This window comes from Pseudomonas sp. GW821-FHT09A09, assembly GCF_059418405.1.
Genome location: NZ_JBWKPU010000034.1, coordinates 18,711 through 34,667 on the forward strand (window position 1 = coordinate 18,711; position 15,957 = coordinate 34,667).

Annotated in this window: 16 protein-coding genes; 8 read left to right on the forward strand and 8 right to left on the reverse strand. The window is 61.0% G+C overall.

All coding sequences use genetic code 11. The annotated features are described in order from the left end of the window. Window positions 1–91 precede the first annotated feature (91 nt). A complete protein-coding gene (locus tag AC07OV_RS24290; protein ID WP_494998010.1) occupies window positions 92–649 on the reverse strand; it encodes an NADPH-dependent FMN reductase in 558 nt (185 codons plus the stop codon). 228 nt (window positions 650–877) lie between these two features. Between AC07OV_RS24290 and AC07OV_RS24295 the strand changes: the two genes are divergently transcribed. Then, window positions 878–1,114 carry a hypothetical protein gene (locus AC07OV_RS24295; RefSeq protein WP_176997799.1) on the forward strand — a complete coding sequence of 79 codons (237 nt, stop codon included), beginning with the start codon at window positions 878–880 and terminating at the stop codon, window positions 1,112–1,114. Window positions 1,115–1,174: 60 nt separating this feature from the next. Here the strand turns inward: AC07OV_RS24295 and AC07OV_RS24300 are convergent, their stop codons facing one another. Continuing rightward, window positions 1,175–1,531, reverse strand: a complete 357-nt coding sequence (locus AC07OV_RS24300) for a hypothetical protein (protein ID WP_494998009.1) — start codon at window positions 1,529–1,531, stop codon at window positions 1,175–1,177. 102 nt (window positions 1,532–1,633) lie between these two features. Further along, window positions 1,634–2,083 carry a type II secretion system major pseudopilin GspG gene (gene gspG, locus AC07OV_RS24305; protein ID WP_495093133.1) on the reverse strand — a complete coding sequence of 150 codons (450 nt, stop codon included), beginning with the start codon at window positions 2,081–2,083 and terminating at the stop codon, window positions 1,634–1,636. 131 nt (window positions 2,084–2,214) lie between these two features. On the opposite strand from gspG, the gene AC07OV_RS24310 reads away from it, so the two are divergent. Continuing rightward, window positions 2,215–3,108: a LysR substrate-binding domain-containing protein gene (locus AC07OV_RS24310; RefSeq protein ID WP_495093134.1), complete on the forward strand. Its 894-nt coding sequence runs from the start codon at window positions 2,215–2,217 to the stop codon at window positions 3,106–3,108. Here the strand turns inward: AC07OV_RS24310 and AC07OV_RS24315 are convergent. The 3 genes from AC07OV_RS24315 to dnaQ form a co-directional block, all read right to left on the reverse strand. Continuing rightward, a complete protein-coding gene (locus tag AC07OV_RS24315; protein ID WP_176997803.1) occupies window positions 3,105–3,686 on the reverse strand; it encodes a GNAT family N-acetyltransferase in 582 nt (193 codons plus the stop codon). The two genes, AC07OV_RS24310 and AC07OV_RS24315, sit on opposite strands and share 4 nt — an antisense overlap. Window positions 3,687–3,694: 8 nt before the next feature. Then, window positions 3,695–5,950 (reverse strand): Orn/Lys/Arg family decarboxylase, encoded by a 2,256-nt coding sequence (locus AC07OV_RS24320; RefSeq protein ID WP_495093135.1) that lies wholly within the window; start codon window positions 5,948–5,950, stop codon window positions 3,695–3,697. 176 nt (window positions 5,951–6,126) lie between these two features. Further along, the gene (gene dnaQ, locus AC07OV_RS24325) at window positions 6,127–6,867 is read right to left on the reverse strand and encodes a DNA polymerase III subunit epsilon (protein ID WP_176997838.1); all 741 of its coding nucleotides are present in this window, start codon (window positions 6,865–6,867) and stop codon (window positions 6,127–6,129) included. A gap of 200 nt (window positions 6,868–7,067) precedes the next feature. Here dnaQ and AC07OV_RS24330 point away from each other — a divergent pair, with 200 nt between their 5' ends. Next, window positions 7,068–7,376: a DUF2388 domain-containing protein gene (locus tag AC07OV_RS24330; RefSeq protein ID WP_176997805.1), complete on the forward strand. Its 309-nt coding sequence runs from the start codon at window positions 7,068–7,070 to the stop codon at window positions 7,374–7,376. A gap of 3 nt (window positions 7,377–7,379) precedes the next feature. Here AC07OV_RS24330 and rnhA read toward each other — a convergent pair whose 3' ends face one another. Further along, window positions 7,380–7,832, reverse strand: coding sequence for a ribonuclease HI (gene rnhA / locus AC07OV_RS24335; protein ID WP_016972779.1), 453 nt, complete (start codon window positions 7,830–7,832; stop codon window positions 7,380–7,382). A 45-nt stretch (window positions 7,833–7,877) separates the two neighbouring features. Next, window positions 7,878–8,636 carry a class I SAM-dependent methyltransferase gene (locus tag AC07OV_RS24340; RefSeq protein WP_178923694.1) on the reverse strand — a complete coding sequence of 253 codons (759 nt, stop codon included), beginning with the start codon at window positions 8,634–8,636 and terminating at the stop codon, window positions 7,878–7,880. A 65-nt stretch (window positions 8,637–8,701) separates the two neighbouring features. Between AC07OV_RS24340 and gloB the strand changes: the two genes are divergently transcribed. From gloB to AC07OV_RS24365, 5 genes are all read left to right on the forward strand, one after another. Continuing rightward, complete coding sequence (gloB, locus tag AC07OV_RS24345; RefSeq protein ID WP_495093136.1) at window positions 8,702–9,469, forward strand: hydroxyacylglutathione hydrolase; 768 nt, start codon at window positions 8,702–8,704, stop codon at window positions 9,467–9,469. A gap of 98 nt (window positions 9,470–9,567) precedes the next feature. After that, window positions 9,568–10,980: a transglycosylase SLT domain-containing protein gene (locus AC07OV_RS24350; RefSeq protein WP_178923698.1), complete on the forward strand. Its 1,413-nt coding sequence runs from the start codon at window positions 9,568–9,570 to the stop codon at window positions 10,978–10,980. A gap of 237 nt (window positions 10,981–11,217) precedes the next feature. Next, entirely contained in the window at window positions 11,218–13,047 is a 1,830-nt protein-coding gene (locus tag AC07OV_RS24355; protein WP_495093137.1) for an extracellular solute-binding protein, read from the forward strand. Continuing rightward, a complete protein-coding gene (locus AC07OV_RS24360; protein WP_494998005.1) occupies window positions 13,044–14,882 on the forward strand; it encodes an extracellular solute-binding protein in 1,839 nt (612 codons plus the stop codon). The genes AC07OV_RS24355 and AC07OV_RS24360 overlap by 4 nt, the downstream gene beginning before the upstream one ends. After that, on the forward strand, window positions 14,883–15,956 hold the full coding sequence (locus AC07OV_RS24365; RefSeq protein ID WP_176997811.1) for a microcin C ABC transporter permease YejB: 1,074 nt from the start codon (window positions 14,883–14,885) through the stop codon (window positions 15,954–15,956). Window position 15,957: the final 1 nt, after the last annotated feature.

The following is a 15,957-nucleotide window of genomic DNA, read 5'->3' on the forward strand; positions in this document are numbered from 1 at the left end:
GGAGCCGGCTTGCCGGCGATGGGCCCTAAAGCCTTGCGGTGATCACGAAACCGCCATCGCCGGCAAGCCGGCTCCTACGGGGTGAGGGGTGTCAGGCGGATTGTTTTTCTACCCATTTGCTGTAGGCGTCGATAAAGGCCTGCAGGAAGGGTTTGGTTTTTTCCGACAGCTTGCCGGCCTCATCGAACAGGCTGCCTGCACCGCCCAGGTAGGCTTCCGGTTGCTGCAGGCACGGCACGTCGAGGAATACCAGGGACTGGCGCAGATGGTGGTTGGCACCAAACCCGCCGATGGCGCCGGGCGACACACTGATGATCGCCCCCGGTTTGCCGCTCCAGGCACTTTTGCCGTAGGGGCGCGAACCGACGTCGATCGCATTCTTCAGTGGAGCAGGCACGGAACGGTTGTATTCCGGGGTCACGAACAACACCGCGTCGGATGAGCTCACCTGTTGGCGGAAAGTACTGTAGGCTGCCGGCGGCGTACCTTGGTCGATGTCCTCGTTGTAGAGCGGCAGATCGCCAATTTCCACAATGTTCAACTTCAGGTTGGCAGGGGCCAGTTTGGCCAAGGCCAGGGCGACCTTGCGGTTGATCGACTCTTTTCTCAAGCTGCCAACCAGGACGGCAATCGTGTAGACCTTGCTCATTGAGGTTTTCCCGACGTCTGACTAAAGGAGCTTTTAGTTATAGAGTCTTCACGGCGTGTTCACCAGCAGGTTTTGATATTCCTCCTGAACGTTACTGCGCGTACGCATGCGTAGGAAGCGTCTGAAATTTTCAACGAATAGTATTTTTTTACTATAGGTAAACTACCCCGCTCCATGACGGTCTACAGAACCGCAAATCGAGTGTTTATCTCCAGAGGTTCTAAACAGATGGCTGCAGTACTTGTCGGACAGTTCCATGCCAGAGACGCGGAAGGACGCGTGTATTCGGTGCATGAGTTCCAGGAATCCAACCCGGCGCAGGACAGCCAGGCTGGCTCGATGCCTACCACCACCTACAAATTGGCCATTGGCGACCGCGTAGAAAAACTGGAAGGGGATGAGTTCAAGCTGATTCAGTCGGGCACCATTATTGTCCGTGAATCGGAAACCACCCTCGCGTCATAAGATCTCGCCTCACTAGACCTGCTCAGTCCTGGCCATCCGCGCCATTGACTGGGCCGGCGATCACTGCCGGCTTATCTGCGTCACCTCCACCCCCTGCTCTCCCTCCACTTGCTTGAGCGTCACCAGCACCCGCCCCTTTTCGCCTTCGACGGCAAACATCGAGCGCGTATAGCCCGGCGTACTACCTGTGGCGCCATAGCCCGGGTGCGCAACCACTTCCCTGACCAGTGCAATATCCAGCACGGCGCCCACCTGCTCGGCGACCTGTTCCTGGGAACGGATAAACGCTTCGAGGGCGTGCTTTTGCGGGGTGCTGTCGTCGGGATTACTGAAGAGGTAAGCGGCCACGCAGCCGACGGTCACCAGGACCAGCAGTTGCTTGGCCGTTACCCCGAGAAAATTCGAGGGTAGAGGCATTCGAGACCAGACCTGTTTTTGTTGTAAGTGCCGGTAACCGGCTTTGGTCGTTGATGATCAGACGCGTCATTCTAATCAGGTCTATGGGTATTGCCAGATGATTCAGTTGTCGCCGTAGGTAATATCCTTATTGACCCCAACACCGCCCAGCGTCCGGTCTTTGCCGAACGAGAACAGGTCAAACGGCGCCTGGCCCTGGGTCGCAGGGTAATGGTACTGGTAGGCAATGCCCCACGGATAGGTCAGCCATTCTTCCTTGATATAGGGGCCCTTCCACTGCGTCAGGTCGACAGGCTGCTCAGTCAAGGCCTCCAGCCCTTCTTCATCGCTGGGATAGCGGCCCGTGTCTTGATGAAAACGTTCGAGTGCCTTGCCCAACTCGGCCACCTGCGTTTTTGCCGTGGCGATCTCGGCCAGGGTCACATCGCCAAACAGCCTTGGCCCCACCGCCAGGGTCAGTAGCCCAACGATGACCAACACCACCAGCACCGCCCAACGGGTAAACCCTCGTTGGCGGTGCAGGCTGTCAATTGCTGCGGTTTTGCCGGACATCGCGACGCTCCCTCATTGTTCGTCGGTTATTACACGCTTTACATGAACCGCAGGTTGCAACGGTAGACCAGGCCCACGCTGTTTTTTGTCCAGCCATTGAAACCCCATCGCACTGAACATAGACTCCGGCGATGCGTTTACGTCATATCGAAGTGATTCAGGCCATCTTGCAGACCGGACACCTCGGCACGGCCGCCGAATGGTTGCAACTCCCCGTGGGCGACGTGGACGCCACGCTCAAGGATGCCGAGCATCTGTTGGGCTTCATGCTGTTTGCCAGTGTGCGCGGGCGTTTGCAAGCAACGCGTGAGACCCTGGAGCTGCAAACCCAGATCGCCCACCTCTACGAAGCCCTGGAACCGGTACAACGCCTGGCCAGCCGACTGAAACACCATCACGCCCCAACCTTGCGCGCCCTGTGCACGCCGCCCCTGGCCAACCAGTTGTTGCCGCAGAGTATCGCCGTGCTGCGCCGACGCTTCCAGGACACCCCGTGCAACCTGTCCAGCCAACCGACCCGGGAGATCGTACGCAGCCTGCTGCTCCACGAGGCCGACGTGGGCTTGAGCCTGCATGACCCGGAACACCCGCAGATCCAGAGCACCGTGCTGGCCCAGGGCAAACTGCAACTGCTGGCCCCCCATGGCTGGCTCAAACCCAAGCAGAAGTACATTGCGCTGCAGGACCTGGCTGGCCAGTCGATGATCGGCCTCGAAGGGCATGACCCCTTGAGCCGCCTGCTGGACGCCAAGCTGCAAGCCCTGCGCCCGCTGCCGGTGGTGCAGACGCGGGTGCAGACCTACCAGATGATGCGCAGCATGGTGGAGGCCGGGGAAGGCCTGGCGATTGTCGACCCGTTCACCGCCTACGGCGCCCGCGAAGCCGGGCTGGATGCGTGCCCGGTGTCGCCACCGATCCCGGTCAGCCTGTATGCGCTGACCCTCAGGGACGGCGCGGCGTCTCCGGCCTTGAATGCACTGCTCGAGATCGTCACGCAGAAGGCCGAAAGCCTGCTGCCGGGTTAAACCTGTTCGACTTCGCTCTTGAACAACCGGTACCAGAAAATCGCCACTTCGCGGGTCTGCGGGTCGATGCCGCGATAGCGCAGGTGGTCGATTCCGCCCATCACGTAACCGCATCGCTCATACAAACGGCAGGCGCCGAGGTTGTTGTTCTGGGTTTCCAGCATCATCCCCGGCAGGTTCTTCTTGCGGCTCCAGAACTGCGCCACATCCAGCAATGCCTTGGCCACGCCATGGCGCCGCGCCGGCAAGGCCACCGCCAGCTCGTCGACGTGGGCAAAACCGTTCCAGTTGGTGCTGACCACGATATGCCCCACCGCCCGGTCGTCCAGATAGGCCATGAAGATCGCGCTGTCCGGCGCGTCACGGAAGCTGGCGAACTCTTCGGGGTCGATCCCGTAGCACTTGCGGTACGGCACGATGCGCTCCACCGGCCACTGATCGACGCGCTTACCCATCTGCGGCTCGCCGTAAGTGCTCACCTCAAAACTGAAGTCATTGCCCCACACATAGGCGTCAAAGCCCTCGTCGGCGACCCTTACACTGAGCCCCGGGTACTTCGGGTTCATTACAGCTTGCATAAACATCCTTAACCCTTGATGCAATCGACGGTGTAACAACGACCACTGCCGTCGTCTTCGTGTTGCAACCCATGAACATCCGCGACAAAACCGGGGAAACTGCTATCGAACGTCCGGGCAAACGCCAGGTAGTCGATGATCGAACGTGTCGATTCGGTAAAGCGCTCACCGGGCATGATCAACGGAATGCCCGGCGGATAAGGCACCAGCATCACGGCTGCGATGCGCCCTGGCAAGGCATCAATGGAAACCGCCTCCACTTCACCCCGCACCAACTGGTCGTACGCGTCGGCGGGTTTCATCGCGATTTCCGGCAATACCGTGTACATGCGCTTGAGGTGCTTGGCCGTCGCATTGCTGCGATAACAGGCGTGCAGCTGGTCGCACAGGTCGCGCAGCCCCAGGCCCTGATAGCGCGCCGGCCCTTGGGCGTACACCGAAGGCAAACAGCTGGCCAAGCTGACGTTGGCGTCGTAGTTGCGCTTGAATTCCAGCAACTCGGTGAGCAAGGTACTCCACTTGCCTTTGGTAATGCCCATGGAAAACAGCACGAGGAAGGAATACAGGCCGGTCTTTTCCACCACCAGCCCACGCTCCCAGAGGAATTTACTGACCACGGCAGCGGGAATCCCACAGTCGCTCAACGCGCCCCCCGCATTAAGGCCCGGCATCACCAGCGTGACTTTGATCGGGTCGAGCAACACATAGTCTTCGGCCACATCACCGAACCCGTGCCAGTCATCCTGCGGCTGCAGCAACCAATCTGCCGTGGCGACGCGGTCGATCCCGGCCACCGAGGGCGGCTGCCAGATGGAAAACCACCAGTCTTCGGCGGCGATGTGCTGGCGCAGGTTAGCCAGGGCCCGACGAAAACTCAGGGCTTCGTCGAACATCTCCTGCAGCAACGAGCGCCCGGCCGGGCCTTCCATCATCGCAGAGGCCACGTCCAGCGAGGCAATGATGCTGTACTGGGGCGAGGTGGAAATATGCATCATGAACGCTTCGTTGAAACGGTCGCGGTCCAACTGGCGAGCGCCGCCATCCTGCACGTGGATCATCGACGCCTGGCTGAATGCCGCCAGTAGCTTGTGGGTCGAGTGAGTGGTGAACACCAGTGGGCTGTCCGGGGTACGCGAGGTGCCCATGCCATAGCGTCCAGCAAAGAATTCGTGGAACGCCGCGTAGGCGTACCAGGCCTCATCGAAGTGCAGCACCTCGACGCTGTTGCCCAATTGCTGCTTGATCAGCTCGGCGTTGTAGCACAGGCCGTCGTAGGTGGAGTTGGTCACCACGGCCATCTTCACTTTCGGCGGGCGTCCTCGGGTCAAGGGGCTGGCTTCGATCTTGGCGCGGATGGACTCAGGGCTGAATTCGCTCAGGGGAATCGGGCCGATGATGCCCAGCTCGTTGCGCTCCGGGCACAGGTACAGCGGGATCGCGCCGGTCATGATGATCGAATGCAGCACCGACTTGTGGCAGTTGCGGTCCACCAGCACCAGGTCATCGCGGCCGACCATGGAATGCCAGACGATCTTGTTGGCGGTGGACGTGCCGTTGATCACGAAGAACGTGTGGTCGGCGCCGAAGTTGCGCGCGGCGCGGGCTTCGGCTTCCGCCAGGGGCCCGGTGTGATCGAGCAGCGAACCCAGTTCAGGCACCGAAACCGACAAGTCCGAACGCAGGGTGTTTTCCCCGAAAAACTGATGAAACGCCTGCCCCACCGGGCTCTTGCGATAGGCCACCCCGCCACCGTGGCCGGGGGTGTGCCAGGAATAATTGGAGTCGGCCGTGTGCTGTACCAGGGCCTTGAAGAAAGGCGGCAACAGGCCATCCAGGTAGCCACGCGCCGCCCGGGCGACTTGCCGGGCCAGGAACGGCACGGTGTCTTCGAACAGGTAAAGAATGCCGCGCAGTTGGTTGAGTTCGCTCATGGCATCGGCCGGCGCGTTCTCCAGGGTGACTTGCTCGCCCAGGGCGAAGATCGGCAGGTTGGGCGCCCGCAGCCGGGCCAGACGGATCAGCTCGACCATGTTTTGCAACAAGTGGGTGTTTTCGCCGGCCCCTTCGGCGGCGATCAGCATGCACGCCAAACCGTGATGGGTAGAGGCCACTAGCCGGCCTTCGGCGTAATCCACCGCGGAGAAGATACTGAAGCCCTCTTGTTCCAGCTCCCGGGCGATGCCCCGAACCCGATCACCGGCCACCGTGTCGGCCTTGATGTCACGGTGCACGATAAGCACAGGGAACTTCAGGTCTTTGTACATAAGTGCGTTCAGTCCTGAGGGCTATGCACTCAAGGGTAGAAGCTTGGGGCGGATGACGCGAATGAAGATTTCGAAAGCAGTCTGTAGGAGCCGGCTTGCCGGCGATGGCGGCCGCGAGCCTTGCGCTAAAGGCAAGGGCCTCATCGCCGGCAAGCCGGGCTCCTACAGAATGGGGGCTATTGCTGGGTCAGGGTCGACCACAACGCCGGCGCACCCGCCGATTTGGCGATGGCTTCGAGGCGCGCCGCATGCTCAGCCATGTCCTGCTCGCTGGCGCGAATGATCACGCTCGGTTTGCGATCTGCCGGCAGGCGACGGATTTCCGAAGGGCGATTGCCCGAACCTTCGGCGGAACCGCTGCCGTCAGAGGCGTTGCCGGCCAGCGACAGGCTGGTCTGCCCGCCCGTCATGGTCAGGTAGACGTCTGCCAGGATCTCGGAGTCGAGCAAGGCGCCGTGGAGTTCACGGCCGGAGTTGTCGACGCCATAACGCTTGCACAAGGCATCGAGGCTGTTGCGCTGGCCCGGGTGACGTTCGCGGGCCATCATCAAGGTGTCGAGGATCGAGCAGTGCTGGGAGATGTCTGCGCGATCGGTCTGCCCCATCAGGGCAAATTCGTTGTTGATGAAGCCGACGTCAAACGCCGCGTTATGGATGATCAGCTGGGCGCCGTTGATGAACTCGAAAAATTCATCGGCGACTTCCGCGAAACGCGGCTTGCCCTTGAGGAACTCGTCGGTGATGCCGTGGACGCCGATCGCGCCTTCGTCACTGTCACGGTCCGGTTGCAGGTACACATGAAAGTGACGGCCGGTGAGGCGACGGCCCATCAGTTCGACACAGCCGATTTCGATGATCCGGTGGCCATCGGTCACCGGCATGCCGGTGGTTTCGGTATCGAGTACAACAGATCGGATGGCCATCAGGGTTCAGCTCTCAACGGGTGGTGTATTTCAAGGAGCGGGATATTAGCACGTCATGCCCCGGGCAGCCCAAGGCTGGCCTCGGGCCCTGGCGGCTCGACAGTTTCTTACACTCTTTAGCAAAGTTGCAGCAGTTCAGCCCATGCGCCCTTGTTAGCCTGCGTTCCCCAGCCCGATGCGGACCTCGCAGAAACATGAACACCTCGAAAACACTGTGCGCGTTGCTGCTGATGAGCAGCGCCCTCACAGCGCACGCCACCAGCTTTGTGATGACGACCGACTTTCTGGTCAGCCTGTCCATGAGTGCCACACGAGGCACCAGCTCTTCGTTCAAGGATGACAAGATCGTTCAGGCTGCCCGGGATGACGCCCAAGCCTTTGTAGCCACTGACGGCCAGATCCACGGCGCACGCCTGGAGTCGGCGCTGGTGCATATCCGCGAATGCCTGCCGGGGCAAACCTTCAGTGACATGCAACTGGCCCAGGCCATCGCCGCGCTTTAAACCTCAGCTCTGCTTGTAGCCGCGCACATCGTCCACGCCACGGTTGGCCAGTTGGTCAGCCCGTTCGTTGCCCGGGTGGCCGATGTGCCCGCGCACCCATTTCCAGGTGATGTTGTGGCGGTTGCACTGCTCATCGAGCAGTTGCCACAGATCGGCGTTTTTCACCGGTTCCTTGGCGGCGGTCTTCCAGCCACGCTTCTTCCAGTTGACCATCCACTCGTTGATGCCCTTCATCACGTATTGCGAGTCGGTCACCAGCAGCACGTCGCAGCGACGCTTGAGTTCTTCGAGGCCACGGATGGCGCCCATCAGTTCCATGCGGTTGTTGGTGGTGTTGGGTTCGCCGCCCCACAGTTCCTTCTCCACGCCCTTGCACACCAGCAACGCGCCCCAGCCACCAGGGCCTGGGTTGCCCTTGCAGGCGCCATCAGTGAAGAGTTCTACGGTATCGGTCATCGGTTGCATCCATCAAGACAGGCACGTCTGAAATCAAAAAAGGTATTAGGGTTCGCTTTGCTTGCGGTTGACCTTGGCCATCGGCATCGGCACCAGCTTGCCCATGGGCTGGCGCAGTACCTGGCGCACAGGGCGCAGCCCGACCACGATCTTGCGCGCGACCAACAGATAGAAGCCGCCACCCGACAGTTGCCAGGCACCCGCGCGGCGCTCCCAACCGGCCAGGCGGCCTTGCCACTTGGCCGAGGCAAGCGGCGGACGATAGCACCCGAAGCGGCGTTTCTCCAGCGCAAAGCCCAGCAGGTTCAGCCAGTCCCCTACGCGCGACGGCGAGATGCAGCGCGCCTGGCGCAAGCCGTCATGGGCGAACACATGACGCAGGCCCCAGCTGCTCCAGGGGTTGATGCCGATGATCAGCAGATGGCCACCCGGGCGCACGCTGCTGGCGGCCTCGCGCAGCAGGCCGTGGGGCGACAGGCAGAAATCCAGGCCATGCTGCAGCACCACCACATCGGCGGCATGCTCACTCAACGGCCAGGCTTGTTCCTCGCAGACGATTTCCACGCCTGGCAGCGGCGCGCCCAGGCGCACATTGCGTTGCACCTGGGGCGCGGTGGGCGGGGTCTCGGCCGACGGGCCGTAATGCACCAGGTAGCCACCGAAGAAGCGGCCCAGCTCGTCTTCGAGCATGCGCCGCTCTTCATCCAGCAAAAATTGCCCGATGGGCCCGGACAGCCATTCACGGGCCGCGCCGATCAAGGCCAGCCATTCAGGATCGGCCTGGGCGAACGCTTTATCAGTCATTGCATTCTCCAACTCGCCTAGACGTTCTAAGATGCACCAATGTGTTCAGCTTGGCGAATCGAAGAATGATACAGATCAGTGCCCTGCCCGCCTTCACCGATAACTACATCTGGTTGTTACAAGACCCCCAAAGCCAGCGCTGCGCGGTGGTCGACCCGGGTGACGCTGCGCCCGTGCTGACCTGGCTCGGGCAAAACCCGCAATGGACCCTCAGCGACATCCTGATTACTCATCATCACCACGACCATGTCGGCGGTGTCGAACAGCTCAAGCAGGTGACCGGCGCCAAGGTCTACGGCCCGGCGAACGAGAAGATCCCGGGGCGAGACGTGGCCTTGCAGGACAACGACCGCGTCAGCGTATTGGGTTGGGACTTCGACGTTTATAGCGTACCCGGCCACACCCTCGGCCATATCGCCTTTTATCACCATGGCGTGCTGTTTTGCGGTGACACCCTGTTTGCCGCCGGTTGCGGCCGCCTGTTCGAAGGCACGCCGGAACAGATGCACACCTCCCTGGAGCGCCTGGCCGCCCTGCCCGCCGACACCCTGGTTTATTGCACCCACGAATACACACAAAGCAACCTGAGGTTCGCCCAGGCGGTGGAACCGGACAACGCCGACATTGCCGAACGGGTAGAGAACGTCAATCAACTCCGGGCCCGCGGCGAGATGACGCTGCCGTCCAACCTGGCCCTGGAAAAACGTACTAACCCTTTCCTGCGTACCACTGAAACATCCGTTAAACAAAAAGCGGACGAACGGAATGGCCGCGACAACCGCTCTGGGGCCGAGGTGTTTGCTAGCTTGAGGGCTTGGAAAGATAAGTTCTAATGGATCGCAATCTGATACGTAATTTCTGAATGGTTGACCGGAACCAAAGCGCTTTCTAGAATCGCCCGACATTTTTGCCCGGAACTTACTTCCAGCCAATGTCGTCATCTATTCGTAAATCCATTTCTTCAGACGCATTGACCCGCCTGGCTCAAGCTGTGGCGGTGGCTGTGTCCGCGACTCTGGCGGGCTGCCAATCGACAAATTTCGCTGCACAATCCACCGTGCAACCCAAACCGAATCTTGCTGCCAAGATCAAGCAAAAACCTATTTGGCTATCAGAGAAGCCCAGCCCCGAAGTGCCCCAGGACGTCTGGGAACGCATGCGACGGGGCTTTCAATTGCAGGACGGCCTGGGCGTCAACCCGCGCATCGAGCAACAGCGCTTGTGGTTCGCCAGCAACCCCTCCTTCTTAGAGAACGCCGGAGAACGCGGCAGCCTCTACATTCATTACATCGTCGAACGCCTTGAAGAACGCAACATGCCGCTGGAACTGGCGCTGCTGCCCGTGATTGAAAGCGCCTACAACCCAATGGCCTATTCGCGCAGCGATGCGGTCGGCTTGTGGCAGTTCATTCCTTCCACCGGGCGTTACTTCAACCTGCGCCAGACCCGCGCCTACGACGGCCGCCGCGACATCACCGCCTCCACCACCGCCGCCCTGGACTACCTGACCCGTCTGCACGACATGTTCAACGGCGACTGGTTGTTGGCCCTGGCCGCCTACAACGCCGGTGAAGGGACGGTGAGCCGGGCCATCGAGCGCAACGAGAAGCTCGGCCTGCCGACCGACTACTGGAACCTGCCCCTGCCCCAGGAAACCAAGGACTACGTGCCCAAGTTCCTGGCGCTATCCCAGGTGGTGCTGGCCCCCGAGGCCTACGGCGTCAACCTGAGCCCGATCGCCAACCAGCCGTATTTCGAAGTGGTCGAAGTCAAGCAGAGCATGGACCTGTCCCGGGTCGCTGCGCTGGCCGAGATCGACGAAGACGAGCTGTTCCAGCTCAACCCCGCATTGAAGCAACGCACCACCCTGGACGGCCCCCAGCATTTGCTGGTGCCAAGCTCCAAGGCGCAGTTGCTGACCAGCACCCTGTCGACGATGAAGCCGGAAGAATTGCTGGCGATGCGTCCGAAGAAGCAGGTGTTCGACGAAGTCGAGACTGCACGTGTTGCCGGGCGCTCACGCAGCTACAAGGTGCGCAGCGGCGACAACCTAACGCTGATCGCCAAGGCCAACAAGGTCGACGTGCATGACCTGCAGCGCTGGAACAAGCTCAACGGCCAGGCCCTCAAGGTCGGCCAGACACTGGTGATGCAGGACACCCGCAAGCTGGTGGCCAAGGCCGACAGCAAGAAGCCGGTGCAATACAAGGTCAAGAAAGGTGACTCGCTGTACATCGTTGCCAAGCGTTTCAACGTCGAGATGCAACATCTCAAGCGCTGGAACCCGCGCACTGGCCAGGCGCTGAAGCCGGGGCAGATGCTGGTGGTGTCCGGCCCAAGATAAACCTGCAGCTGAGCGGGCTTGTGTGGGAGCTGGCTTGCCTGCGATGGCATCACCTCGGTGTATCAGTGATACCGAGCCGATGCTATCGCAGGCAAGCCAGCTCCCACATTTGATCTTCACCCCCTTCAATACCGCGCCAGCCCTCAAACCGAGGCATTCCAACGGCCTTTTTCCAACCGGAACAAGCTGTTACTGTACCGATCATAAAGCCCAAGCCGCCTGGATCGGATCTCTGACTTGAAGCGTCCCCTCCTTCTTCTAATAAGTCTGGCCTTGAGCTTTGCTGCGAACGCGACGATTACCGAGAGCCACGGTTACACGCAGTTCGGCAGGCTCAAGTACCCCGCCACATTCACCCACTTCGATTGGGTAAACCCTGCAGCGCCGAAAGGCGGGACGTTGCGGGTCATGGCATTTGGCACGTTCGACACACTCAACCCCTACACCTTCAAGGGCTCAAGCCCGGTTTCCACCCCCAATTTCCTGCAGTACGGCGTCAATGAGCTCAATGAGCCGTTGATGGTCGGCACGGGGCAGTACGCGCCATCCGGTGATGAGCCCACCTCCAGCTATGGGTTGATTGCACAGTCGGTGGAATACAGCGAAGACCGCAGCTGGGTGGTGTTCAACCTGCGCCCGGAAGCCCGCTTCCATGATGGCAAGCCGATCACCGCCTACGACGTGGCGTTTTCCTATCGCACCCTGCTCACCGAAGGCCACCCGCAGTACCGCACCAACCTGCAGGAAGTGGCCCGGGTCGATATCCTCAACCGCCACCGCATTCGTTTTGTGTTCAAACGCGCCGGCAACCCGTTGCTGATCCTGCGCCTGGGCGAGTTGCCGGTACTGCCCCAGCACTACTGGAAAAACCGCGACTTCAAGGCCACCACCTTTGAACCACCGCTGGGCAGCGGCCCGTACCGCATCACCAAGGTGACGCCGGGCCGGCAACTGGTGTTCGAACGGGTCAAGGACTACTGGGGCAAGGACCTGCCGGTCAACCGGGGCTTCTACAACTACGACAAGGTCGAGGTGGAGTTCTACCGCGACAGCGACGTGGCCTTCGAAGCCTTCAAGGCCGGCGAGTTCGACATTTATATTGAGCACCAGGCCAAGAACTGGGCCACCGGCTACAACTTCCCGGCGGTCAACCGGGGCGATGTGATCAAGGCGCAGATCGCCCACCAGATCCCAACCCAGAGCCAGGGCCTGTTCATGAACACGCGGCGGCCCACGTTCAGCCAGACCAAGGTGCGCGAAGCGCTGGGGCTGATGTTCGATTTCGAATGGACCAACCGCACCCTGTTCAGCAGCGCCTACAAACGCACACTGAGTTACTACCCCAACAGCGAATTCTCGGCGACCGGCGTGCCGGTGGGCCATGAGTGGCTGATGCTGTCGCCCTACCGCGACCAGTTGCCGGCCAGCCTGTTTACCCAACCCTTCAGCCTGCCGCAGACCGACGGCCGAGGCATCCCGCGCGAGACCATGCGCCGCGCCCTGGCCCTGCTCGGCGAAGCCGGCTGGAAGCTGTCGGGCCAGCGCCTGCTCAACAGCGACGGCCAGCCGCTGCGTTTCGAGATCCTGCTGGTGAACCCGAACCTGGAGCGCATCCTGCAGCCCTACGTCGAAAACCTGATCAGCATCGGCATCGACGCGCGCCTGCGCACAGTTGACCGCGCGCAATACAAACAGCGCCTGGATCAGTTCGACTTCGACATAATCCTGATCACCCTCAACCAGACCCTGAGCCCCGGCCTCGAACAGTGGCAGTACTTCCACTCCAGCCAGGCGGTCATCAAGGGCAGCAAGAACTACGCAGGCATCGCCAACCCGGTGGTCGATCACCTGCTGGAACAACTGCTGGCCGCGCAGACCCGCGAAGAGCAATTGGCCGCTGGCCGAGCCCTCGACCGGGTGCTGCTGTGGCAGCACTACAGTATTCCCAACTGGTATCTCAACTATCATCGCTTGGCGTACCGCAACCGGTTCGCCTTTGTCACCACGCCGCCCTACAGCCTGGGCCTGAGCGCGTGGTGGCTGAAAGCTTCGGAGAAAGCCCAATGATGTTTTTGCGTACTGCTCTGCTCTCCAGCCTGTTGCTGAGTGCCGTGGCCCATGCCGCACCGCAACATGCGCTGACGCTGTACAACGAACCGCCGAAATACCCCGCCGACTTCAAGCACTTCGACTACGTGAACCCCGATGCGCCCAAGGGCGGCACCTTCCGCGAATCGAGCATGGGCGGCTTCGACAGCCTCAACCCCTACATCAGCAAAGGCGTGCCCGCCGATAACGTGCCGCTGATCTACGACACCCTGGCCATGCAAAGCCTGGACGAGCCCATCACCGAGTACGGCCTGGTGGCCGGCAAGATCGAGAAGGCCCCGGACAACAGCTGGGTACGCTTCTACCTGCGCCCCGAAGCACGCTTTCATGATGGCCACCCGATCCGTGCCGAAGACGTGATTTTCACTTTCCAGACCCTGATGAAAGAAGGCTCGCCGATCTACCGCACCTACTACGCCGACATCGACGAAGTGGTGGCCGAAGACCCGTTGCGCGTGCTGTTCAAGTTCAAACGCACCAATAACCGCGAATTGCCGCTGATCCTCGGGCAATTGCCGGTATTGCCCAAACACTGGTGGGCCACCCGGGATTTCTCCAAGGGCAACCTGGAAATCCCCCTCGGCAGCGGGCCTTACAAGGTGGCCGAGGTCAAGCCCGGGCGCATGGTGCGCTACGAGCGGGTCAAGGATTACTGGGCCAAGGACCTGCCGATCACCCAGGGCTTCTACAACTTCGATAACCGCGTCACCGACTATTACCGCGACAGCACCGTGGCCCTGGAAGCCTTGAAGGCCGGGCAGTTCGACTACTGGCTGGAGTTCAGCGCGAAGAACTGGGCCAATGCCTACAACATCCCGGCCGTGGCCCAGGGGCGCCTGATCAAGGAAGAAATCCCCAACGGCAACCCCACCGGCATGCAGGGTTTCGTGTTCAACACGCGCAAGCCGATGTTCCAGGACGTGCGTGTGCGCAAGGCCATCAGCCTGCTATTGGATTTCGAGTGGAGCAACAAGCAGCTGTTCAACGGCGCCTACACGCGCACGCGCAGTTACTTCGAAAACTCGGAAATGGCCGCCACCGGTCTGCCCGGCCCGGACGAGCTGAAGATCCTCGAACCGCTGCGCGGCAAGGTCCCCGACGAAGTCTTCACCCAGGCGTTCGAACCGTCCAAAACCGACGGCAGCGGCATGATCCGCACCCAGCAACGCGAGGCCTACCAACTGTTGCAGGAGGCTGGCTGGCGCATCGTCGACGACAAGATGGTCGATACCACCGGCAAGCCGGTGACCATCGAGTTCCTGCTGGCCCAGACCGAGTTCGAGCGCATCCTGCTGCCGTTCAAGCGCAACCTGGCCGACCTGGGCATCGACCTGGTGATCCGTCGGGTGGACGTCTCACAGTTCATCAACCGCATTCGCTCGCGGGATTTCGACATGCTGGTGGGCAGCTTCCCGCAATCCACTTCGCCGGGTAACGAGCAGCGCGAATTCTGGTCGTCTTCCAGTGCCGACAAACCTGGCAGCCGCAACTACATGGGCCTCAAGGACCCGGCCGTCGACCAGTTGGTCGAAGAGCTGATCGACGCCGACTCGCGCAAGAGCCTGGTCGCCCACGCCAAGGCGCTGGATCGCGTGCTGCAGTTCGGCTACTACGTGATCCCCAACTGGCACATCAAGACCTTTCGCGTTGCGTATTGGGACCACCTCGGTCACCCCAAAGTCTCGCCGCGTTATGACGTAGGCACCGCCACTTGGTGGGCCAAACCCGACGCCAAGCCGGCGGTCTCCCTGGACACGACCCAAAGCGCCGATCCGGCGAGTGGAGGCGATTAAATGCTGGCCTATATCATTCGCCGCCTGTTGCTGATCATCCCTACGCTGTTCGGGATCCTGCTGATCAACTTCATCATCATCCAGGCCGCCCCCGGTGGCCCGGTGGAACAGATGATCGCCAAGCTCGAAGGCTTCGAAGGCGCCACCAGCCGCATTGCCGGCGGCGGTGCCGAGGTGTCGGTGGCCGGTTCCAGCTACCGCGGTGCCCAGGGCCTGGACCCGGCCCTGATCAAAGAAATCGAGAAGATGTACGGTTTCGACAAATCGGCGCCGGAACGCCTGTGGATCATGGTCAAGAACTACGCCCGGCTGGATTTTGGCGACAGCTTCTTCCGCGACGCCAAGGTCATCGACCTGATCAAGGAAAAGATGCCGGTTTCCATTTCCCTCGGGCTCTGGAGCACCCTGATCATGTACCTGGTGTCGATCCCCCTGGGGATCGCCAAGGCCACGCGACACGGCAGCCACTTCGACGTGTGGACCAGTTCGGCGATCATCGTCGGCTATGCAATCCCGGCGTTCCTGTTCGCGATCCTGCTGATCGTGGTGTTTGCCGGGGGCAGTTATTTCGACTGGTTCCCGTTACGCGGGCTCACCTCCAACAACTTCGACGAACTGAGCTGGGGCGGCAAGATCCTCGATTACTTCTGGCACCTGGCGCTGCCCATCACAGCCCTGGTGATCGGCAACTTCGCGACCATGACGCTGCTGACCAAGAACAGCTTTCTCGACGAGATCAACAAGCAATACGTGATCACCGCCAAGGCCAAGGGCCTGACCAACCATCGCGTGCTCTACGGCCATGTGTTCCGTAACGCGATGCTGCTGGTGATCGCCGGTTTCCCCTCGGCCTTCATCGGTATCTTCTTCACCGGCTCGCTGCTGGTGGAGGTGATCTTCTCCCTCGACGGCCTCGGCCTGATGAGCTTTGAGGCGGCGATCAACCGCGACTACCCGATCGTGTTCGGCACACTGTTTATCTTCACCCTGCTGGGGCTGATCGTGAAACTGATCGGCGACCTCACCTACACCCTGGTCGATCCGCGTATCGACTTTGCCAGCCGGGAGCATTGAG

What these genes read in the sequence shown, in the direction of transcription:
- gspG (WP_495093133.1), bottom strand. Translation starts at nt 2,083, where the DNA reads ATGTCCGGCAAAACCGCAGCAATTGACAGCCTGCACCGCCAACGAGGG.
- AC07OV_RS24300 (WP_494998009.1), bottom strand. Translation starts at nt 1,531, where the DNA reads ATGCCTCTACCCTCGAATTTTCTCGGGGTAACGGCCAAGCAACTGCTG.
- AC07OV_RS24360 (WP_494998005.1), top strand. Translation starts at nt 13,044, where the DNA reads ATGATGTTTTTGCGTACTGCTCTGCTCTCCAGCCTGTTGCTGAGTGCC.
- AC07OV_RS24315 (WP_176997803.1), bottom strand. Translation starts at nt 3,686, where the DNA reads ATGCAAGCTGTAATGAACCCGAAGTACCCGGGGCTCAGTGTAAGGGTC.
- AC07OV_RS24290 (WP_494998010.1), bottom strand. Translation starts at nt 649, where the DNA reads ATGAGCAAGGTCTACACGATTGCCGTCCTGGTTGGCAGCTTGAGAAAA.
- AC07OV_RS24295 (WP_176997799.1), top strand. Translation starts at nt 878, where the DNA reads ATGGCTGCAGTACTTGTCGGACAGTTCCATGCCAGAGACGCGGAAGGA.
- AC07OV_RS24330 (WP_176997805.1), top strand. Translation starts at nt 7,068, where the DNA reads ATGAACACCTCGAAAACACTGTGCGCGTTGCTGCTGATGAGCAGCGCC.
- gloB (WP_495093136.1), top strand. Translation starts at nt 8,702, where the DNA reads ATGATACAGATCAGTGCCCTGCCCGCCTTCACCGATAACTACATCTGG.
- AC07OV_RS24310 (WP_495093134.1), top strand. Translation starts at nt 2,215, where the DNA reads ATGCGTTTACGTCATATCGAAGTGATTCAGGCCATCTTGCAGACCGGA.
- AC07OV_RS24340 (WP_178923694.1), bottom strand. Translation starts at nt 8,636, where the DNA reads ATGACTGATAAAGCGTTCGCCCAGGCCGATCCTGAATGGCTGGCCTTG.
- AC07OV_RS24365 (WP_176997811.1), top strand. Translation starts at nt 14,883, where the DNA reads ATGCTGGCCTATATCATTCGCCGCCTGTTGCTGATCATCCCTACGCTG.
- AC07OV_RS24320 (WP_495093135.1), bottom strand. Translation starts at nt 5,950, where the DNA reads ATGTACAAAGACCTGAAGTTCCCTGTGCTTATCGTGCACCGTGACATC.
- rnhA (WP_016972779.1), bottom strand. Translation starts at nt 7,832, where the DNA reads ATGACCGATACCGTAGAACTCTTCACTGATGGCGCCTGCAAGGGCAAC.
- AC07OV_RS24350 (WP_178923698.1), top strand. Translation starts at nt 9,568, where the DNA reads ATGTCGTCATCTATTCGTAAATCCATTTCTTCAGACGCATTGACCCGC.